The organism is uncultured Sulfuricurvum sp., from assembly GCF_937936435.1.
Lineage (GTDB): Bacteria > Campylobacterota > Campylobacteria > Campylobacterales > Sulfurimonadaceae > Sulfuricurvum.
Window position 1 is genome coordinate 25959 of the sequence record NZ_CALDDG010000005.1, and the last position, 20651, is coordinate 46609.

General features: G+C 45.2%; 25 protein-coding genes, 1 tRNA gene and 1 pseudogene. 7 read left to right on the forward strand and 20 right to left on the reverse strand.

All coding sequences use genetic code 11. The features are described from left to right. Positions 1–30: 30 nt before the first annotated feature. Positions 31–753: an outer membrane protein assembly factor BamD gene (gene bamD, locus Q0389_RS00885; protein ID WP_298690610.1), complete on the reverse strand. Its 723-nt coding sequence runs from the start codon at positions 751–753 to the stop codon at positions 31–33. Between the two features lie 126 nt (positions 754–879). Between bamD and fliW the strand changes: the two genes are divergently transcribed. Both fliW and Q0389_RS00895 read left to right on the forward strand, forming a co-directional pair. After that, positions 880–1269, forward strand: coding sequence for a flagellar assembly protein FliW (gene fliW, locus Q0389_RS00890; protein ID WP_298690613.1), 390 nt, complete (start codon positions 880–882; stop codon positions 1267–1269). Next, positions 1262–2020, forward strand: coding sequence for a pyrroline-5-carboxylate reductase (locus Q0389_RS00895; protein ID WP_298690616.1), 759 nt, complete (start codon positions 1262–1264; stop codon positions 2018–2020). The genes fliW and Q0389_RS00895 overlap by 8 nt, the downstream gene beginning before the upstream one ends. On the opposite strand, the gene Q0389_RS00900 is transcribed toward Q0389_RS00895, so the two are convergent. The 8 genes from Q0389_RS00900 to Q0389_RS00935 are packed head-to-tail and all read right to left on the reverse strand — an operon-like array spanning position 2017 to position 7523. Then, a complete protein-coding gene (locus tag Q0389_RS00900) occupies positions 2017–2556 on the reverse strand; it encodes a hypothetical protein (RefSeq protein WP_298690618.1) in 540 nt (179 codons plus the stop codon). The genes Q0389_RS00895 and Q0389_RS00900 overlap by 4 nt on opposite strands. After that, positions 2553–3077: a hypothetical protein gene (locus tag Q0389_RS00905; RefSeq protein ID WP_298690620.1), complete on the reverse strand. Its 525-nt coding sequence runs from the start codon at positions 3075–3077 to the stop codon at positions 2553–2555. Before Q0389_RS00905 ends, Q0389_RS00900 begins: the two co-directional genes overlap by 4 nt. Next, positions 3074–4102, reverse strand: a complete 1029-nt coding sequence (locus tag Q0389_RS00910; RefSeq protein WP_298690623.1) for a hypothetical protein — start codon at positions 4100–4102, stop codon at positions 3074–3076. Before Q0389_RS00910 ends, Q0389_RS00905 begins: the two co-directional genes overlap by 4 nt. Then, a complete protein-coding gene (locus tag Q0389_RS00915) occupies positions 4096–4944 on the reverse strand; it encodes a tyrosine-type recombinase/integrase (RefSeq protein ID WP_298690626.1) in 849 nt (282 codons plus the stop codon). The genes Q0389_RS00910 and Q0389_RS00915 overlap by 7 nt, the downstream gene beginning before the upstream one ends. Continuing rightward, on the reverse strand, positions 4922–5374 hold the full coding sequence (locus tag Q0389_RS00920) for a hypothetical protein (RefSeq protein WP_298690630.1): 453 nt from the start codon (positions 5372–5374) through the stop codon (positions 4922–4924). Before Q0389_RS00920 ends, Q0389_RS00915 begins: the two co-directional genes overlap by 23 nt. Beyond that, the gene (locus Q0389_RS00925; protein WP_298690633.1) at positions 5364–5987 is read right to left on the reverse strand and encodes a lysophospholipid acyltransferase family protein; all 624 of its coding nucleotides are present in this window, start codon (positions 5985–5987) and stop codon (positions 5364–5366) included. Before Q0389_RS00925 ends, Q0389_RS00920 begins: the two co-directional genes overlap by 11 nt. Then, the gene (miaB, locus tag Q0389_RS00930; protein WP_298690680.1) at positions 5980–7284 is read right to left on the reverse strand and encodes a tRNA (N6-isopentenyl adenosine(37)-C2)-methylthiotransferase MiaB; all 1305 of its coding nucleotides are present in this window, start codon (positions 7282–7284) and stop codon (positions 5980–5982) included. The genes Q0389_RS00925 and miaB overlap by 8 nt, the downstream gene beginning before the upstream one ends. Beyond that, on the reverse strand, positions 7281–7523 hold the full coding sequence (locus tag Q0389_RS00935; RefSeq protein ID WP_298690636.1) for an HP0268 family nuclease: 243 nt from the start codon (positions 7521–7523) through the stop codon (positions 7281–7283). The genes miaB and Q0389_RS00935 overlap by 4 nt, the downstream gene beginning before the upstream one ends. 161 nt (positions 7524–7684) lie before the next feature. Here Q0389_RS00935 and nusA point away from each other — a divergent pair, with 161 nt between their 5' ends. Further along, positions 7685–8818: a transcription termination factor NusA gene (nusA, locus tag Q0389_RS00940; RefSeq protein WP_298690639.1), complete on the forward strand. Its 1134-nt coding sequence runs from the start codon at positions 7685–7687 to the stop codon at positions 8816–8818. A gap of 290 nt (positions 8819–9108) precedes the next feature. Here nusA and Q0389_RS00945 read toward each other — a convergent pair whose 3' ends face one another. Both Q0389_RS00945 and Q0389_RS00950 read right to left on the reverse strand, forming a co-directional pair. Beyond that, positions 9109–10062 (reverse strand): ABC transporter permease, encoded by a 954-nt coding sequence (locus Q0389_RS00945; protein WP_298690641.1) that lies wholly within the window; start codon positions 10060–10062, stop codon positions 9109–9111. Between the two features lie 105 nt (positions 10063–10167). Continuing rightward, complete coding sequence (locus Q0389_RS00950) at positions 10168–11433, reverse strand: porin (RefSeq protein WP_298690644.1); 1266 nt, start codon at positions 11431–11433, stop codon at positions 10168–10170. 250 nt (positions 11434–11683) lie between these two features. Here Q0389_RS00950 and Q0389_RS00955 point away from each other — a divergent pair, with 250 nt between their 5' ends. Continuing rightward, on the forward strand, positions 11684–12223 hold the full coding sequence (locus Q0389_RS00955; protein WP_298690647.1) for a hypothetical protein: 540 nt from the start codon (positions 11684–11686) through the stop codon (positions 12221–12223). A 270-nt stretch (positions 12224–12493) separates the two neighbouring features. Here Q0389_RS00955 and Q0389_RS00960 read toward each other — a convergent pair. The 4 genes and pseudogenes from Q0389_RS00960 to gap all read right to left on the reverse strand — a co-directional run bounded on the left by Q0389_RS00960 (position 12494) and on the right by gap (position 16287). Then, a pseudogene (locus Q0389_RS00960) lies at positions 12494–13160 on the reverse strand (SDR family oxidoreductase). 65 nt (positions 13161–13225) lie between these two features. After that, positions 13226–13930 (reverse strand): triose-phosphate isomerase, encoded by a 705-nt coding sequence (locus Q0389_RS00965; RefSeq protein WP_298690650.1) that lies wholly within the window; start codon positions 13928–13930, stop codon positions 13226–13228. 86 nt (positions 13931–14016) lie between these two features. Next, complete coding sequence (locus Q0389_RS00970; RefSeq protein WP_298690653.1) at positions 14017–15207, reverse strand: phosphoglycerate kinase; 1191 nt, start codon at positions 15205–15207, stop codon at positions 14017–14019. Between the two features lie 69 nt (positions 15208–15276). Beyond that, entirely contained in the window at positions 15277–16287 is a 1011-nt protein-coding gene (gap, locus tag Q0389_RS00975; protein ID WP_298690656.1) for a type I glyceraldehyde-3-phosphate dehydrogenase, read from the reverse strand. A gap of 78 nt (positions 16288–16365) precedes the next feature. Here gap and nadD point away from each other — a divergent pair, with 78 nt between their 5' ends. Continuing rightward, positions 16366–16911: a nicotinate (nicotinamide) nucleotide adenylyltransferase gene (nadD, locus tag Q0389_RS00980; RefSeq protein WP_298690659.1), complete on the forward strand. Its 546-nt coding sequence runs from the start codon at positions 16366–16368 to the stop codon at positions 16909–16911. Beyond that, positions 16895–17224, forward strand: coding sequence for a ribosome silencing factor (gene rsfS / locus Q0389_RS00985; protein ID WP_298690662.1), 330 nt, complete (start codon positions 16895–16897; stop codon positions 17222–17224). The genes nadD and rsfS overlap by 17 nt, the downstream gene beginning before the upstream one ends. Positions 17225–17399: 175 nt before the next feature. Here the strand turns inward: rsfS and Q0389_RS00990 are convergent. From Q0389_RS00990 to mqnP, 4 genes are all read right to left on the reverse strand, one after another. Beyond that, a tRNA-Arg gene (locus Q0389_RS00990) sits at positions 17400–17476 on the reverse strand. Between the two features lie 78 nt (positions 17477–17554). Beyond that, on the reverse strand, positions 17555–18070 hold the full coding sequence (locus tag Q0389_RS00995; protein WP_298690666.1) for a hypothetical protein: 516 nt from the start codon (positions 18068–18070) through the stop codon (positions 17555–17557). After that, a complete protein-coding gene (locus Q0389_RS01000; protein ID WP_298690669.1) occupies positions 18067–18588 on the reverse strand; it encodes a hypothetical protein in 522 nt (173 codons plus the stop codon). The genes Q0389_RS00995 and Q0389_RS01000 overlap by 4 nt, the downstream gene beginning before the upstream one ends. Then, on the reverse strand, positions 18585–19445 hold the full coding sequence (mqnP, locus tag Q0389_RS01005) for a menaquinone biosynthesis prenyltransferase MqnP (protein ID WP_298690671.1): 861 nt from the start codon (positions 19443–19445) through the stop codon (positions 18585–18587). The genes Q0389_RS01000 and mqnP overlap by 4 nt, the downstream gene beginning before the upstream one ends. A 99-nt stretch (positions 19446–19544) precedes the next feature. Between mqnP and miaA the strand changes: the two genes are divergently transcribed. After that, positions 19545–20444, forward strand: a complete 900-nt coding sequence (gene miaA, locus Q0389_RS01010; protein ID WP_298690675.1) for a tRNA (adenosine(37)-N6)-dimethylallyltransferase MiaA — start codon at positions 19545–19547, stop codon at positions 20442–20444. Here the strand turns inward: miaA and Q0389_RS01015 are convergent. Beyond that, on the reverse strand, positions 20430–20651 hold a 222-nt coding region (locus tag Q0389_RS01015; RefSeq protein WP_298690677.1), incomplete at its 5' end, for a hypothetical protein. The two genes, miaA and Q0389_RS01015, sit on opposite strands and share 15 nt — an antisense overlap.

A 20651-nucleotide genomic window follows, 5' to 3' on the forward strand; every position in this document is an offset into this window, starting at 1 on the left:
CGATTCTTGTACTTTACCTATCAAAAAATGTTATTTTGTTTCGCTTAAGTTATCATCCATAGAAACAACGCTGCGCGTCTGAGGAATCATAAAATCGTACCAGCTGCTGCTTCCGTCCCCTTCGAACATTGCACGGTACCACGGGATATCGGCATTTACGATCTCTTCGGATTTGATCCATGTGACCGGAGCAATCGCACGATACGCCGCGGCACCTTTCGGTTTGCCTAAACGTTCGTAGAGTTGGGCAATCTGTTCGTCCAGAACCCCTTTTGCCAGTTGTAGTTGGGTCTCCATCGTATGTACCAGCGGCATATACGTCGAGTACGGATAGTTTGCTTTAAATCCGGTTACACTCGCAAGTGTTTCATCGATCAATCCCTGATCACGTCCCGGATTCGGCAATGCCAAAAATTTTGCTTTGATCTTTAAAAATTCAGCATATTCGCGCCCTTCGGGAGTCGCATAACGGCGGATATACTCATCCAGAAAATGTTCCGCCAGCAAATACTCGTCGTGCGCCATATGCGCCTGAGCCATAATCATCGTAGCCTCTGATAAAAACGGTGAACTGATATGTTCACTTTGCAAAGAGCTGAAATAGTTGTCCGCTTTTTCCAAGTTTCCGTTAGATACCGCCGTAACCATCTTTTCATACCAGTACTCTGCAGGCTTATTATACTCTTCCAGCTCTTTACCGCATCCGGTAAATAAAACGAGTGCAACCATTGTGACTAACCAAGTTCTTATCATCTTAAACCTACATTTTTTAAATATGGAGCTATTTTACCGTAAAGAGATTAAACACCTCTACAAAAGAGTTGAAACTTTTTACTTTGATGTGTTAAAATCAGATCATTATGATACAAGAAGGTAGTTATGCAATTTGATTTAAAGCTTCCGTTGCTCGGTTTCGAATCGGTCTCCAAAATGGAGCTCCAAAAAATAGACGAAATCTTTTTCCGTCTTGAGAGCATTGGCGAAGGCCCCTCGTTCACCCTTATCAATCCGTTTGTCCTACGTGAATACTCTTTCGACATCCCTTCCTCGCTTCAGGCATTGATGGGCATTACGGAACAAAGCAACCTTTTGATCTATAACATTATGATTTTGCACTCTCCGATCGAAAAATCGACCATCAATTTCGTCGCTCCGTTGATTTTCAATACCGACACTCAGACAATGGCTCAAATCATTATCGACAACCGTTCGGATTTCGGCATCGCCGAACCGATCAAAAACTATCTTAAAGGGCCCGGCGATGTCTAAGGCGATCACTTTCGTCGGAAACGGAAAAATGGCGCTTGCATTGGCACAAGGGCTATGCAAAAATCACACTGTCGAAGTGATCGGACGAAGTATCGCCGCAATGGAGCGTTTTGAAGCACAACTCAATGCACCCGTAACCAAAACGCTTTATGCGGATGCCGATATCACCGATAAAACGGTTATCCTCTGCGTCAAACCCGCCAATCTAACCGAAATCGCTCCCCTGTTACAAGGTAAAGCACAAACTCTGTATTCCGTACTGGCCGGAACGCCTCTGAGCGCGCTTAAAACGCTTCAAGCACACTATTATTGCCGCGCTATGCCAAACCTCGCGGCAGAAGTCGGCTCATCAATGACTTCGCTCGTCGGCGACAATGAAATTACCTCTCAGGCGGTCGCTCTATTCGATACGATCGGCTCGACTCTATGGCTTAACAGCGAAAAAGAGCTCGATATCGCAACCGCATTGGCCGGAAGCGGCCCCGCCTATCTGGCTCTCGTAGCCGAAGCGCTCTGTGACGGAGCGGTACGCGAAGGGCTTAAACGCGATGATGCGATGCGATTGATGCGAGGACTCTTCGAAGGGTTCGGGCATCTGATTCAAACCGTCCATCCGGCAATCTTAAAAGACAACGTCATGAGCCCAGGGGGAACGACGGCTGCCGGTTATGGGGCATTAGAGCGAGCAAATGTGCGTGAGGGATGTATGGAAGCAATCCGTGCCGCTCACGAAAGAGCCAAAAAGCTCTAATTTTTCTCTGACTTTTTCTCGTCAGACGAAGGTGCGGTATTGTGTACTTTCATCGTGAACGATGATCGGATCATATTTTCATCTCTCTCAAAAAGTATCGGGAAATTCACCCCGATTATCCAATCGCTTTTATTGATATTTTCCAAAAAGGTGTAAAAACTTTGCGGAGAGGTGATTTTAGAGGTTGCGTTTACCTCATATACTTTAAAGGTACCGTTTGTATCGGATGCCGTGATTTCCGTCAAATAGAGGTCTTGGAACTCTTTTTTATACAATTTTTCAAACCGTTCGGGATTAAACGTCGTTTCGAATGCCGTGATCGTATGACGGTTTTGACTTTGCACCTCTTTGAGGCGATTATAGGTGATATCGTATCGGTTTTGAGAAAGTTCAAGCTGCTGTATCTCTTTTTTACTCTCTAGCCGAAGCGAACGGTACTCTTTTCCTTTAGGAATCAACATTAAAAATGAAAAAGCGATAACCGCTATCAAAAGAACGAACGAGAGGATGATCACGTATAGGGTCTGACGGCTCATTGTATCTCCTCTATCGTTTCTTCGTCGAGATAATTGGACGAGACAAATCGGTACCAACCGTTTTCGATCGGATAAAAGCTGGTATACGTTCGATGGAAAATCGATCGTAACGGTGCATGAAGCATGTATTCGTACGTATCCTTATTCGGTGTCGTACCGTACAAAATCAATGATTTGGCATCCAACTCCGCACGCGAGAGGGTAATGTTCTCCGGAACAAGATCGAAAAGGTTTCGAATACTCTCTTTCATCACCGTATTATCGGTCGTTACCTGCTCCGCCAATTTCGCTTCCGATTCGATCTCTTTGATCTGCGATTGCATCTCTTTGATAGATGCCTGCAAACTCGCTTCTTTTTGCGCGATAGAGTGGCGTTCATGTGCGAAATCATACGTTTTATACCATAAAAAGGCATACGCGCCGACCAGCATCAGAATCGTTACGATAAAGAAAAAAAGGACGAGTCTGAGTTCTCCGCTGATAACCCGCTTGGGACGGGGAGTGATAAAACTGTGTTTCATAACCCCTCCTCGCTCATCGCCAGTCCGATCACTTCATCCGTGACATCGATACGGCGGATCAAGACGTTTAAAAACAGCTCCTCTTCCAAATACCGTTTTAATTCGCTGCCGCTTCCGTAGGCATCGGCGATATATACCGTTTCGATAAATCGGTTATGGCAATGTTCTCCCGTGTAAAAACGGGCTAACGTCTTTTCAATCAGCTCAAAACGGGAATAGTCGTCACCGAAATGCTCCATATCCTCTTTTGCTTCGTCTCCATGAACCTGAACCGTCCGCTTCTCTTCTATCGTCGGTTCGTCTTCGCTGAATTCGGCAATCTCTTCAAGTGCATCCAAATCTTCGATGTCGCTGAGATCATCCAGCTCGTCGATGATATCCAAATCATCCAAATTTTCGATATCGTCGAGATTGATCCCCCGTTCCGGTTCGTCCTCTTCATCAACCCCGACGGCGAATCCGATTACATTGCCATCCTCTCCGACGACAGTCGTCTCATGGGAATGCAAGGGATAGTGATGCGCAAATTCCAGTTTTCCTTCTTCGAAAAACGCTACCGTAAAGGAATCTTTTTGTGCCAATGCGTACAAAGCGATCCCGCCGCCGATCTTATCGCCGAAAAAACGTTCGATGACGGAAAAAGGAGAAAAAATAAAATCAAGCCCGACGGCGGCATATCTTTTTTTCAATCCGTCAAGTTCGCGGATGGATGAATATAACAGCCATGATTTATTACGGCAAACCGTTTTGGCTCCGCTGACGACATCCGCGATATCGTGCAATGAACATCCTTGCAGTGCCCCTTGATTGTGTTCGGGATTCAACAAGGCGACATAGTACAAAGGGGATTCTTCGATCTGTTTTTGCAGGTATGCTACCATCTGCGTATAAGCGTTTTCCCCTTCAAAAAGCTTCCCCTCTTTTCGAACGAGCTTTTTTTGCTTTAAAACGGCAACTTTGACGCTATAAACTCCTCCGTCCGGAACAATGGCGATAAAAATCTTTTGATACAGCCACTCTAGCACTGAGAGTCCTCGACATTATTGCATAATGGATGCGATTTACGATAATGATCCATTTTGATGGCGTTTCCCAATTTGGTATAAATCTGAGTTGTCGCCATGCTCGCATGGCCTAATAATTCGCTAACATCGGCAATCCGCGCTCCGTTATTTAACAGTTCGGTCGCATAGGTATGGCGCAGTTGGTGCGGTGTCACTTTGAGCCCTACCTTTGCAAATGCCTTGGTGATGATATATCTTAGACTATTTTCGCTTAATTTTTCACCCTGCAGCTCAAAAACATACTCCACAGAGGGGGAGTGAAGCTGATATTCTCCGATTAATTCGGCAATATTTTTCAATATCGGGACATCGCGCTCTTTGGAACCTTTCCCGTGAATACGGCACCATCCCTGATCGATCTCTTTGAGCCGTAAATGGGTCAGTTCGGATATCCGCAATCCTAATGTATAGAGGAGAATAATCGCCAGTTTTGCCGTCGGTTCCGCATGTTCCAATGCATGTAAAATATGCTCGTGGGCGATCGGTTTTGGAAGCGTCTTAGGAATTTTGATACTCTCATCAGCCCGTAATTCCACATCTTTGCCCTCCGAACGGAGGTATTTGACAAAACTCCGTATGGCACTCAGCTTGCAGGATATCGATTTGGACTTTAAAGAAGCTATTTTCAGACGAAGAGGCATCAGATTAATCCTGACTTTCCCTTCCGATATCTCTATCTCCGATTCTCGGAGCATTGTATCGATCGAGTCGTTATAGCTACGGATTGTCAACGGCGAATATCCCCGAATCGCATCGAGATATTTTAAAAAGTTCTCTTTATCACGGTAAAGCGAGTTCATCATGCAGCATCTTAAACTGTTCGTAATTGCTACGAGTCTCTTCTACCAACTCTTTGTCTATAACTACTGTCGGGGCAATTTTACGGTATGCGTCGATCATGATCATCGCCATCATCTTGATTTTGGCACGATCTTGCGGTGAGACGTTTTGTTGTGCGGCAATACGGCGAATTTCCTTGATATATCGGCGTGCATCGTCGTTATACCGGACAAATTTAAGCGCAGTCTGAGACTGTGCCATCACGGTTGAGGCCATTCGATTATAGGGGTCCAGGGCAAACGCTTCTTTAGAAAGAGAGTATGCATCATCATACGATCCCATCGCATAGTACAGACGGGATTCAACCGATTTTTGATACGAAGGATTGACAACGATCCACAATCCTAGCCCGACAATAACCGCCAATAAAACGACTAGCCATTTAGAAAGCATGTTCCATCAACCTCGCTTTGACCAAAGCTTTCGCCTCTTCCATCTCCATCCCTTCCAGATCGATCGGTTCGGAGGCATAAAAATCGAGTCTTCCAAACGGTTTGGGAACCGTAAATCTGTCCCAACTCGGCAATTGCCAATACGAGGAGGGGACACAGCTGTACACGATCACTTTCGCATGTCGTTTCTGTGCCATTATAACCACTCCGTCACTCATTTCGTGTCTCGGCCCTTTCGGTCCGTCGGGTGTGATACCGATATCGTACCCCTCAGCAAGCGATTTAAGCGCTTGTATCAAGACTTTAGCCCCACCGCGTCGTGTCGAACCGTGAATCGTCCCCAGCTTGAAATACCGCATTACAGCAGCAATGATTTGTCCGTCAAAATGTTCGCTGATCAGGACATTGGCTTTGGGAACGGCGCGAAACCGATAATAAAGATAAGGTTGTAAAAGCAAATCGCCGTGCCAAAAGGCGAAAACGACCGGTTCGGTAGGTATAGCTTGGGGAAGATGAAAGTATTTTTTATTGGTAAAATAGATCAACCGTATCAGCAATGCTCCGATCGGGGGGATCAGCCACAATGCCAGCGTATTGAGTATTTTTTTACGCAACGATCTCTCCGTACTGTACTGAACGGGAAACGTCTATGATTCGTACGCGGGCCGTTTGACCAAGCCACTCTTCCGAACCTTTGACCTTGACCAAAACATTATTATCGCTTCGACCGGCGACATACCCGTCCGAACGAAGTTCCTCGAAATAGACGTCGACCTCTTGTCCTAATAATGACGCACTGATCGAATCCAGAATCGTATCCTGATAGGCTTGCAATGTGCTCAGACGATGTGAGCCGATCTCCGAATCGACCGTATTGGTAAACCCTTCCGCTTCCGTCAGCGGGCGGGGGGAGTATTTAAAACTGAATACCTGCTCGAAACGGACTTGCCGCATGACATCCAGCGTATCTTCGAAATCCGCCTCACTCTCTCCCGGAAAAGCGACGATGATATCGGTACTGATACTCACGTTCGGAACCAGTTCACGCAGTTTGGCAGCCCGGTTCAAAAACCACTCTTTCGTATAGCCCCGTTTCATCGCTTTGAGGATTTCACTGGAGCCGCTTTGCAGAGGCATATGCATCGATTTGCAGATTTTCGGATTTCGGGCAAACTCTTCGATGAACTCATCGTCCATATGCAGCGGATGCGGAGAGGTGAAGCGGATACGCTCTACCCCTTCCACCCCACTGACACGGCGGAGCAATTCGGTAAAATTGACTTTTTCTTCGTTACCTGAAAAACGGCGTCCGTAATTGTTGACGTTTTGTCCCAATAAAAAAATCTCTTTCGCCCCCCCATCAGCCGCTTTTTGCACCTCGGCAATGATCAATTCGGGAGGAATCGAAATCTCGTCGCCCCGTGTTTTCGGGACGATGCAAAACGTACACTGCTTATCGCATCCGATAGAGATATTGATATAGGCTTTATAAGGACTGGTACGGAAATCTTTAAAAGCGAATTGGGATTCATCGTAGTCGATTTCGATCTCAACCGCTTTGTCGCGATGGAGGACATCGGTAATTTTGGAAACGTTACGCGCACCCAAAACAAAGTTGACGTAAGGGGCGCGCTTGATGATATCTTTTCCCAAATGAGAAGCGGTGCATCCGCAAACGCCGATTTTTGCACCCTCTTTTTTGAGTTTATTAAACACTCCGAGTTCTGAAAACAGTTTGTGGACCGGTCTTTCGCGAACCGAGCAGGTATTGACCAGTATCAGATCGGCTTCATCGGCTTTATCGGTCAGCTCATACCCTTCATGGGCGTTTAATTCCGCGATCATATGTTCCGAATCGCGCACGTTCATAGCGCATCCGAGCGTCTCGATAAAAAGCTTTTTCGACATTATAAGATATGAACCTCATACATGTATTCGTTTGCCGAAAGACCGTAACGCACTTCGCGCATATAAAAGCTTTTACCTTCGGCTTCAAAATGGTCTTGAAGTGCAAGGAGATCTTTATGAGAATTTTCACGGTCAAAATAGAGAATCAACGAATTGCTTTTTTCCACCATTTCGGTAATTTTTTTGAGATCGATTTTTTTTGGTTTTGCGTCATGCTCACTGCGGGCAATTTTGAGTTCCATTGTGTTTCCCTTAAAGTTCTTGATATTGGGGGGATTATATCGGTGATATGATAAATATCGCATTAAGAGAACTTCGTGTATAATGTTTATCCTTCATAAAAAAGCTCCCCCAACCAAACCGATTTTTTTATGAGTTATTATGTACGAAAGAGGATAGTCCTATGGAAAATATTTTAGATATCATCGATTCTATCGCCAATGAAAAAGGGCTCAGCCGGGAAAATGTCCAAGAGGCGATCAAAACCTCTTTCATCCAAACCGCAAAACGGATTATCAATCCGGCTTTTGCATTCGAAGCCGACATTGAAGACCGCACCAAACAAGTAAAATTACGACAGATTATAACCGTTGTCGCCGATGATGCGCCGGAACTCGAAGGTGAAGAGGCCGGTGCCTATATGGGTCTGACTAATGCATTGGAGATCGACGACGAAGCGGAGATCGGCGATCAGCTTCAAATGGAGCACGACATTGAAAGCTATGGCAGAAGCGCATTCGCAACCCTTCACCGCGAAATCGAATTTCACGTTCAACGTCTCGTCGAAAACGAACTGTACGACAAATACAAAAGCAAAATCAATCAAATCGTCTCCGGACGCGTTACACGCGTCGATAACGAGCAGAATACGACGATCGAAATTGATGAAATTCGTGCCGTTCTGCCAATGAAAAGCCGTATCAAAGGGGAAAAATTCAAAGTCGGCGATGTCGTCAGCGCCATTGTACGCCGTGTGCATGTAGATAAAAACAACGGCATTTCCATGGAACTTTCACGTACCTCTCCCAAATTTCTCGAAGAGCTTCTCGCACTGGAAGTTCCGGAGATCAAAGACGGTATCGTTGTCATCGAAAAATGTGCCCGCATTCCGGGAGAACGGGCTAAAATCGCCCTCTATACCAACCGTCCGCAGATTGATCCGATCGGTGCGACCGTCGGCGTCCGCGGTGTCCGTATCAATGCGGTGAGCGAAGAGCTGTGCGGCGAAAATATCGATTGTGTCGAATATAGTGCCTCACCTGAACTGTTTATCTCCCGCGCAATGAGTCCTGCTATTATCAGTGCGGTTGTTGTCCAGGAAGAGAAAGAGGGGGAGAAAAAAGCAATCGTTACCCTTCCGAGCGATCAAAAATCCAAAGCTATCGGAAAGAGCGGTATCAATATTCGCCTCGCATCAATGCTAACAGGCTATACGATCGAGCTCAACGAAGTAGGCGGAACGGTACAAATGGGTGAAAAAGCTCCAGAAGAGAAAAAAGAGGGACTCAGTTCTCTCGAAGCGCTTTTCGGGAATTAAGAATCACATACTTTTCTTTTTCATAAGAAAAGTATCAAAAGAAAATCCTCTTCCGAGCAAATCGCTCGCACGACTCTCGCACTGCTGCTACGCGTGCGGCTCTTGATGATGCTCGGAAGAGAAATTATTATCTATTTTCGCAGAATGCGAAAATCATTCTATACAATTCCCGTGATCCGATACAAAGAGCCGTTCCGAAGGCAGTAGTGCCGAGAGGAATGTAGCGTTTTTGGATTGCGGTATGATCTTTTGGTACTTTTCTGACTAAACAGAAAAGTACAGATAAAACATTACCTCTTCACAAACGGATTCAGCTTTAACAATATCGTATCCGCGATCTGATTGCCGATCAGCGTCAAAAACGCACTCATCATCAATATCCCCATGATCACCGGATAATCTCTGCTCATTGCACTTTGATAAAAAAGCTGTCCCATCCCCTCTATCCCGAAAATAGACTCCAAGATCACCGATCCTCCGATCAGTCCCGGTAACGAAAGGCCGAGCATCGTCACGATCGGAGGTAAAAGATTCGGGAGGATGTAATAACGGATAATCTTCTTTTCGCTGATTCCGCGCGAACGGGCGAAATAGATATAGTCACTTTTAAGAATTTCAAGTGTCAAAGAGCGTATATACAAAACGAGACTGCCGATTCCGACAAAAATCATCACCGCTATCGGAAGGCTCAAATACCACGCCATATCGAGATAATACCCGATCCCCTCGGGAGGTTCCAGCGAATGCATCCCCGCAATCGGAAACCACCCTAACGAAACGCTCAGTACCATCATCGCGACTAATGCAAGGTAGTATGAGGGCATTGCAAAACTGAGCAATGCAAATTGTCCTATGACAACGTCCGATTTTTTTTGGTAGGAGAGCGCCGCTTTGATCCCTAACCATAAGGAAATAACAAAGGTAACCACTAAAGCGACCAGATTCATCCATAACGTAACCGGAAGACGATCGGCAACAACATCATTTACCTGCTCTCCGCTGACAAAAGAAATCCCGAAATTAAATGTTACGAGATGATGAACCCAATCACTGTATTGTTCGTACAGAGGTTTATCCAGGCCATAAATACTGCGCAGCTGCGCAATCGATTCGGGCGTCATGTTGGGATTGAGTTCTCCCCCCATAAAACTGTTTGGAGCCAGATGAATGGCGCCGAATGAAATCAATGAAATCAAAAACAGCATCAATACGGTATAAAGAAATGATCGGAATAGGTATTTCATACAGTGATTATAACGGAAGAGAATTAAAAAAAGAGGATTCATCCCCAGGGGACCTCTCGTTAGAGGTACTTGTTCCCTTTGGGAATGAGAGAAGCGAAATGATTCTTAGAAGTTAAGAGTCAAATATGCTTGAAGAGTGTTGTATTGTGAACCGTTATTTTGGTCATCTGCATCAGTAGAGATGTATGCCAAAGTCGCATCCAACGGTCCAAAAGATTTTGTAGCAGTCAATGTAACTTCTTGCATATCAACATTTGTTGTATCATTGCTTACATTTGTATAATATACTCCAAATTTTGCTAAATCTTTCGCATTATATTCTGCAGTAAGATTCCATGATTCAGCATCCGGAGTACCTACGTATCCGTAGTTCCACCATGCTTCAGTGTACAATTTAGATTGTGCAGTTCCAAGGTTGTTTGTTGCAACGTTTGCAATTTTAAGAACACCTTCATCATCCGCTTTTGAATATGCTCCTGAAACGCTCAAGTTTTCAACACCGGCATATCCAAGTTTAAACGCGTATGCAGATGAATCGCCTGCTCCATCCAAAAGACCTTTGGTAGAGATATCAGCATATTGTGCACCGATTGTCAATCCTTTAACCAATTGACAGTTGATGTCTGCTTGCAACCAGTAAGCATCCGCAACATTTTGCACATTATAGTACCATGCTTGTGCAGTTAACGGTTTGAAAGAGTTGTTAACGATAGCAACCGCATACGCACCGTCATTCAAGAATGTATTGAAATCTGCACCAGCGCCAACAACATTGTCACCGATTGCAGTAGAGTTGTTGATAGCTTTAGTACCGCCAGTAGCAACACCGATAGCATTTACACCGTTACCTTTTCCAACCCATGCACCGACTAAAGTTGTATCCGGAATATCTTGATTGATAAGTACTGCAGCATCGAATGTATTTGGAACAATTGACCATTTTTCAGAGAAAGCAAGTGGAGTATCAAGTTCCATACGTCCCAATTTAGCCGTTGTTTTGCCCAAAGTTGCGGCAATCCACATTTCACCGATCCATGCTTGGTCATCAACTTGTGCACCGAATGGTGAACCGTTCGCTTGTACACCATGAGCACCTGTCCATGTGTTGCTTACAAGGTTGTTTTCAAGACCCAATGTACTTACCGCATATCCGGTTACACCGAAAGAGACATTTTTTGTCAAATCACCCGTTACAGAAAGGCGAAGCGCTGTATCCGCTGCACTTGAATCTTTATCGAATAGATCTTGTGGATCTTGGTCATTCGTAGTATAGAAAAGTTTCGCGTCACCGCTTACCTTTACGTTATCGATTGCAAATGCACTTGCTCCGAGCAATACTGCTGCCGCAAGACTCATTTTAACTAACTTCATTGATTCTCCTTAAGTTAAGCTTGACCTTATGTTTTTGTTTCGTCGAGGTTAATTGTAACGCTGCTATTCTTAAACAATGCTGTAAAAAAATAATTTTGTTTACGCTCGGTTTACCACAGATAAATCCCTATTTTAGGTAATGTGACAATTTTGTCATATCTAAAAATTTCCAATTATTGGATTTATCGATTCAATAATATGTTATAGTACGAATTAGTCTGAAAAACTCAACATAACTATAGGAAATACGATGCGTTTCACATTATCCCTCTCTTTGAGCCTTTTTATTTTGGGCGGCTGTGCCGCTAATCACACCGGAGTCACCCCTTCGCAGAACAGTTCTCTCAGCGCGGTTTCGCCAAATAGCGCTTCCGCATCAAAAGGCGGTATTATGCAGCGCTCGCTCGATGAATGGCTAAAAGAGGAATGGAATCCTATGATGGCGTCCGAACCTACCGAAAAAACCAAAACGAATACGGACGGTACCGTCGTGACGACCAAAACCGAACCGACGACAATGACCGTCAGTACCAAAACAGCAGACGGACAGGTCGTTCAAAAAACAGCCAATGCCACTCAAATAACCACTACGACACAAACACCCGACGGAAAAGTTACCACCACAACCGAAGTAGTTCCTTTGAGTGAAGATAACGAACCGTTTACATTACAAAAATATGTCGATAAATGGAATGATTATTTAGCGAAGAAAGAAAAGATGAACGAAGGAAAGCCGAAAGAGCCTTCGCACGTCGAAATGATGAGTCAATTGCCGGTAATCGGTAAGTAACAAACGGTAACATTTGCTCTCTATTTTTTTGTTCCGTCAAAAAAATAGGCAAAAAATCTCATCTCTCAACCAAACCGCTCACGCGATTCTCGCACTACTGCTTCGCGTGTGGCTATTTCGGATGGTTGAGAGATTTATTATTATAATGCCCCCGAAACTCACCTAGAGCCCAATCGCTGGCAGAAGTGCCTGAGCGATTGGAAGCGTTTTGTTGAGGGGGCGATTTTCTTTTGCTTACTTTTCTTATAAAAAAGAAAAGTATACTACCTATTATTTGTTGGCATCCCAGACAAAAACGCTTTTTCCTTCGGCATTTTTCTCGACTGCCGCCATTCCCATAATATTGTATCCGGCATCCACATAATGTACTTCGCCGCTCACGCCGCTTGAGAGATCGCTCAAGAGATACATCGCCGAATTCCCGACTTCTTCAATCGTCACGTTTTTACGTAGCGGAGCATTCAATTCGTTCCATGTCAGGATTTGTTTGAAATCACCGATTCCGCTGGCGGCAAGGGTTCGGATCGGACCAGCGCTGATTGCATTGACACGCTGTCCTTTCGAAGCACCGAGTTCTACTGCCATATAACGGACAGTGGATTCTAATGCCGCTTTTGGATGTTTTCATAAACCCTTCGGTCAATGCTTCTTTAGGAGCGAATGCGACTGAATGAACCAAAAAATCGATTTGACCGAAATCGGCCGCTACTTTTGCCGCAATCGATTCCATGTCGGATTCATCGGAAACGTCCAGTTTATAGACCGGAGAGTTGTCAAATCCCGCTGCGATAGGCTCAACCCGTTTTTGTAACGCTTCGTTCAAATAGGTAAATGCCATTTTAGCACCTTGCGCATGCAGCGCCTGTGCAATTCCGTACGCAATCGATTTATCATTTGCCAATCCTACGATCAACCCTTTTTTACCTTGCATCAACATCTATATCATTCTCCTTTTCTGTGTGTAAAAATGTCTAAAACATAAACGGCATATCCATTTCTATTTCAAGAAAGCTCCGCCGCCTGTGCAATCATATCGCAAAAATCATTTGCACTCAGTGCCGCAGAACCTACCAAAACTCCGTCAACATTTTCCAAAGTCATGATTTCGCCGGCATTATCGACTTTGACACTGCCGCCGTATAACAGAGGGGCTTTCGTTTTCTCTCTGAGTGCTCCGTGCAACAATTCGATATCACGTACCGAAGGAGTCAGTCCTGTGCCGATCGCCCATACGGGTTCATACGCTACAATCAAATCCGGATATTCCAAATCAATTCCTTCGAATTGGTTTGAAATGTAATCCATCAAAGCTTCGTTGCCTTCTTCGCGGATTTCCAACGGTTCTCCGACACAATAGACGATCGTAAACCCCTTCTCAGCGAAAAAACGGAACTTTGCCGCAACCGTTTCTTGGGTTTCGCCCAAAATATGACGACGTTCACTGTGACCGATCAAAATAGTAGTGACGGCGAACTCTTCGAGCTGTTCCAATGCGATCTCACCCGTAAATGCTCCATTTTGAACCGGATACGCATTTTGCACCCCGATAAGAACATTACGGGGAAGATGTTCTAATGCCGTAAAAGGGGGAAAGACAATAACGGTGTCTGAAATGTTATTTGCACTTACAAAGGATTCGACGACTGCCATATAGGCTTGAGTTTCTTGACGTGTTTTATTTGCTTTGAAATTAGCACATACTATCATTTTATTTTTCCTCACTTTTTTCGGCAGACATTGTCCCTTAAAGCAGGTAGGAGCCACACATATCAGCGTGCGTTCTACGAGCTTTTTTATTTCATCAACGGTTTGACACCCGGTAAAATTTTACCCTCTAAAAGTTCCAATGACGCTCCGCCGCCCGTAGAGATAAACGTTATCTCTTCGTCCAAACCCACACGTTGAACCAAATCGGCGGTATCACCCCCACCGACTACGGTCGTGGCATACGAATCCGCTACAAAATGGGCTATTTTATTCGAACCGCGTGAAAAACGATCCATTTCGTATACGCCCATCGGACCGTTCCATAAAATCGTTTGGACATCGGCTAAAACCTGACGATACAATCGAACCGTCGCCGGCCCGATATCCAGCCCCATCCATCCTGCGGGAATCTCCTGAATGCTGACCAAACGGCTCATAGCATCGGGAGCAAATTTCTCTGCCGCAACAACATCGACCGGAAGATAAAATTTGACACCGAGCTGTTTGGCTTCATTCATGATCTTGATCGCTTCATCGATCAAGTCATCCTCTACCAAAGAGTTGCCCACTTCGTGCCCGAGTGCTTTTAGAAATGTAAATGCCATTCCTCCGCCGATCAAAATTTTATCGACTTTCGGCAAGAGATTAATCAAAGCCTCCAGTTTACCGGATACTTTACTGCCTCCCACAATCGCTGCAAACGGTCTGACAGGACGATCAAGCAAAGTACCGAAAAATTGGATCTCTTTTTGGAGCAAAAAGCCGGCCGCTTTATGTTCGGTGTCAAAGTGTGCCGTAATGCCCTCGACCGACGCATGGGCACGATGGCTGACTCCGAAAGCGTCATTAATGTAAACCTCGACCATCGATGCCAATGCCGCACTCAGTTCGGGATCGTTTTTCGTTTCCCCTTTCTCAAATCGGAGATTTTCAAGCAGCATGACTTCCCCTTTTTTGAGATTTGACGCCATCTTCTTGGCACTCTCGCCGATCACATCCTCGGCCATCTGAATCTCAATCTTGAGCAATTGGTGGAGCCGTCGTGCAATCGGCGCCAATGAGTATTTTTCATCTGGTTCCCCTTTCGGACGCCCGAAATGCGATCCCAAGACAATCGCACACTCTTGATCGAGACAATAGTGAATCGTTGATAGTGCCGAACGGATACGGCGATCATCCGTAATATTGCCGTAATCGTCCATTGGAACGTTAAAATCGCATCGGATGAATACTTTTTTGCCGTGGATATCACACTCTTTGATGCCGAGTAACTGCATTGTTTTCCTTCTTACTGTAAGATTGATGTTAATTGTAATTTCATGCCGAAGCAAAGCCTATTTGCTTCGTTACACTCTTGTTTTGCTGATATAAAGAGCCATCTCTATCAAACGATTCGAATAACCCCATTCATTATCGTACCACGCCATGATTTTAATCAAATTTCCGTCAATAACCTGAATCAGGTCATCTGCTACTGTAGCACTGTGACTCGAACCGACAAAATCCTGTGACACGCGATAACGCTCGTCGACTTCCAAAATCCCGTTCATTTGCCCCTTCGCATACGATTTAAAAAGAGCACTGATGGCATCTTTATCCGTACGGCGTTTAACGACAACATTAAGATCAACCATCGAAACATCGGGAGTCGGAACCCGGACGCTTTGCCCGTGAAGCTTCCCTTCCAAATTCGGCAGTACGATACTGATCGCCTTTGCGGCTCCTGTCGTGGTAGGAATCATATTAAGTGCTGCCGCACGGGAACGGCGCATATCGGTCCCATGCGCCGAATCGATAATCGCTTGGCCATTCGTGTAAGCATGAATCGTCGTCATGAGCCCTTTTTCGATCTCATACGCTTCATCGATGATTTTTGCGATCGGCCCGAGACAATTCGTGGTACATGATGCATTGGAAATAATCGGTTCACCTGCATAAAGATGTTCATTGACTCCCATTACAAACGTCGGAATGGAACTGTCCTGCGTCGGTGCAGAAAGGATTACTTTTTTAACCCCTTTGGCTATATGGTGCCGTGTCGTAGCCTCAGTCAGAAATAATCCGCTGCACTCAAAAACCACATCCGCACCCAAGGAAGCGAAATCGAGATTTTCAGGATTTTTTTCACACAAAATCCGAACGTTATTTCGTCCTATTCGTAGATTCTTTTCCCCTATGATCGCCGTCTCAACGGCTAACGGGCCGTGAACCGAATCATTTTGCAACAGATACAAAACCATCTCGATAGATGCCATATCATTGATCGCAACAAGTTCGACATCATCGCGCGTCGCGATGAGACGGGTAACACAGCGGCCGATACGACCAAAACCGTTAATTGCAATCTTCAGCGCCATCACCATATCCCTAACACTTAATAAGGGGTGATTTTACCAAAATTCGGTTATAATTTCGATTAAAAGAAGTTGAGGCGGATGAAGCTTGCACTTTACGGCGGTAGTTTCGATCCGCCGCATATCGGGCACTTACGTGTCGTCACCGAAGCATTGGCAAAACTGCCGATTGAACGGTTGATAATAGTCCCTGCTTTCAGGAATCCGTTCAAACCGAATGTCCGGGCAGATTCGTCAACCCGGTACCGTTGGCTTCGCTCTATTTTTTCATCATTTGAAAAAGTGGATATCAGCGATTTCGAGATTACCCAAAAACGCAGTGTCTATACGATAGAGACCGTTAAACATTTCTTACCGATGTGCGACGAACTCTATCTCATCATTGGAGCCGACAATCTCGAAAAGCTCGCTTCATGGCACCGGTTTGACGAACTCAACACCTTGGTTCGATGGGTGGTAGCCACCCGGGGTGAAATCCCTATTCCGGCGAATATGATCGCTCTGAATGTCGATGAAAAAATCAGCTCCAGCGATTTTCGCAATTCTTTTTCCTCTTTGGGATTGGAACCGTCACTCGAAAATGAAATTTTGACTTATTATAAGGAACTTTATGAATCCACGAATTGAAAAGATCAGTGCAATACTCGATCAGAACAAAGCCGAAGCCATCGAAGTCTTCGATCTTAAAGGGGGCGATTATTTCGCCGATTATGTTGTGATTGCGTCATCATTAGGGGAGCGCCATACATTTGCTCTTTTGGACCATCTGAAAAAAGGGCTCAAACCCGATGAACAGTTTTTATATGTCGACGAAAGCGGAGATTGGATCGCCATCGATCTGGGTGATATTCTCGTCCATATTCTAACTCCTCAGTTTAGAAGCAAATACGATTTGGAAAGTTTCTTAAGCGAAATTTCCGCACGAAAAAACGCTCGCTAACTTTTCCTCCTCTGAGGAATGGCTTTTGAGTCATTCCGAAACACCCATATACGGCTATACTTAATACTTCCAACTGCTGACAATGCAATATAATATATAAATGAAATAATGGTAACGCAGATTCGATGTGACCAGATTTAGATTTTTGATGAAGTGTTATTACGGTGTTTATAAGTGGTGCGCCCGAAGGAATTCGAATCCCTGACCGCCGGTACCGCAAACCGGTGCTCTATCCAGCTGAGCTACGGACGCATATTTTAAAGAGACCGAAATTATAGCTGGATAAGCTTAAAAACTAATTAATATCTTCCCTTTTTACGCCGGACACTTCTACCGCAGCTGATTGATTTTTAACACGAATTCTACTTCCGCTTTGGAGAGGCGAAGCTCTTTTGCGATTGCATCGACTTCCATCCCCTGATTGTAGCGGCTGATCACTTTCTCATCGTCCAAACCGCTGATCGATGTCGGTAAAGAGAGGTTACGGATACGCTCTTCGAGATAGCGCAATCGATTTTCCGTTTTATCCTTGTAAGCACTGAAACTTCCTTCAATCGTCGTCAACGACTCTAGAATCGGGATAGAGAGTTCATTGACTTCACGCCCAAGCTCCGCATGAAGAGAATTTTGTTCTCTTGGAACGCTTTCTTGCAAAGAAGCAATAATCTCCAGCTCTTGTTTAAGTCTTTTATCCATCATGTACAGTTCACGGTGCAGTTCTTCGGTCGCTTTGGCGACGGCACGGATTTGGGAACTGACTTCTCCCTCTTTCGTAATGACGTAATAAATTAGACCTACCATCATTACGGCAAGAGCGATTATAGCGACTTCGATAGTGTAATTCACTCACGCCCCTTAAGCTGACGGATCATGACACGTTCACGCGCTGTCATATACGAAGCCCACTCTTTTTCATCCCGGTCATGGATTTGCGTAATTTTGGCTAACGAGGTATCTATCGCTTCAAAATAGACGGCAATTTCCCGTTTGGGATGAATCGGCATTTCGATACGTCCATAGTACCGTTTTCCTCTCTCCAACATCCCTTCGGTTAGCTTGAAATGTTCAAAGCCGATGCTCTCAATATTGGCCAAGTGGGTTAGAGGCAAACGTTTCGGTGTACTCATCGTCAGAATCTGCTCCAGCTTTTCCATCTTCCGATACAGTTCTACCATCAGATTCAACATTACCGGATCGCTCTCGGAAGTATCTCCTCTGGCCTTGGCAAGCTTTAGCCATTGACCGATGGGATCCTCATCCGATTCACTCATCTGGCTATACTCCCGTTCAAACTCTTCAACATTGATTGCGACTTCGTCATACACCATTTCAATCGGTGCGGGAACCAATCTTACATTACTCATAGACCCACCTTATCCAAAATAATCAATCCGATAAATACAAATCCCAGATAACCGTTGACCGTAAAAAAAGCGCGGTCGATCTGTGTAAAGTCGCGACGGACCAAATAATGTTCATATCCCAGCATCAATGCCGAAAACACGACTGCCGCATACGCAAATATCCCCAGTTGTGCCTGAACGACAAACAGACTCCATAACAAAACGCTCAGAATATGAAATACGGCCGATATCTTCAAGGTAGCCGCACTGCCGTATTTGGAAGGGATCGAATGGAGCCCGTTCGTTTTGTCAAACTCCATATCCTGAAGTGAATAAAGCAGATCGAATCCCGCGACCCAGAACATTACTCCCAGGGACAAAGGTATCGACCACAGGGGAATATACCCGTTTACAGCAATCGCTCCGGCAATCGGCGCCAAACCCAGTGAAATCCCTAATACGATATGAGCCATCGAGCTAAACCGTTTAAAATAGGAGTAACTCATCAATACCGCTAAAATCGGAAGACTCAAATAAAAGGCCAAATCGTTGATAAAATAGGCGACCGCAATAAAAGCAATCGCATTGACCGCCGTAAAAATCGCTATCGATCCGCCGTCCAGTCTTCCATCAACGCTCGGACGCCCGGCCGTACGAGGATTATACTTATCATACGCACGATCGACATAACGATTGAATCCCATCGCCGTATTGCGTGCACTGATCGCGGCAAGTCCCCCCAGTACTAACAGTTTAAAGCCGAACCATCCGTTAGCAGAAACGACCATCGCGATGAAAATAAACGGAAGAGAAAAGACGGTATGCTGAAACATGACCAGTTCGTTAAAATCTCTCAGTCTTTTCGCCAATCGTTTCACACTGTCCCTTTATGAACTTATTTGGGTTAATTTTATCGTAATTTCTCTTTGGGCGATACCCTCTTAATGCTTCTTCTCCCTTAGGGTATAATGGCATCCATGAAACAGCTTGCTATTATCGGCTCTACCGCTTCGGGGAAAAGTGCTCTCGCCCTTGATCTGGCCGAACGCTGCAATGCCTATATCCTCTCTATCGATTCGCTCAGCATCTATCGTGACATCGATATTGCGTCCGCCAAACCCTCAGTTCAAGAACTATTATTGACCAAGCATTTCGGTATCGATCGCCTCAACCCCGACGAAAATGCCAGTGTCGTCACCTTTATCGACGAATATAAACGTGCCTGTGAACACTCGCTGTCGGATGGGAAGAATCTGATTATTGTCGGCGGAAGCAGCTTTTATCTTAAAAGCATGATAGAGGGTCTTTCCAATATCCCCGAGTATTCCCAAGAAACCATTGTCAAGACGCAGGAAATTATGACCGATCTTATTGCTGCGCATCAAATGCTCTGTACCGTCGATCCTCAGATCATGGAGAAAATCACCTCGGGCGACACCTACCGGATAGAGAAGATGATGCTCCTTTATCTCGAAACCGGGATGGCTCCTTCTACATGGTTCAAAGAGCACCCCCCTCTTCCAATCATCACCGACTGTCCGATACTGAACCTAAAAATTGATCGGGAGGTTCTGCGTCAAAAGATTGCACTTCGCACGGACCTCATGATCCGTTCGGGGCTGATTGACGAAGTCGCTTCGCTTGAACGGCTCTACGGACGAGTTCCTAACAGTATGAAAGCCATCGGAATCGTCGAAACGCTCGCCTATTTAGACGGCAAAATAACCAAAACCGAGCTTCAAGAACTTATCTCTACTCATACGGCTCAACTGGCCAAACGTCAGCAAACGTTTAATGCCCACCAGTTTTCGCTGACGGCCAGTGCCGAAGCCGATATCTTACGCCCAATGGCACTAACGCTTTTAAAACAATCCTAACGCGTCTTTCGCCAGTTTACCCCATGCCGAATTTTTATCGGCTTTGATACTAGCGTTAAATGCGGCGCGTGCCTCGGCGGTACGTCCGAGCTTTTGGGCAACGGCTCCGATCAGATATTGCTGCCGTGAACGTTTCTCGGCATTGAGTTTTCGGGCGTTCAGCGTTTTAAGTACCTGCAACGCTTCGGCATCTTTCTCGACGTTTTG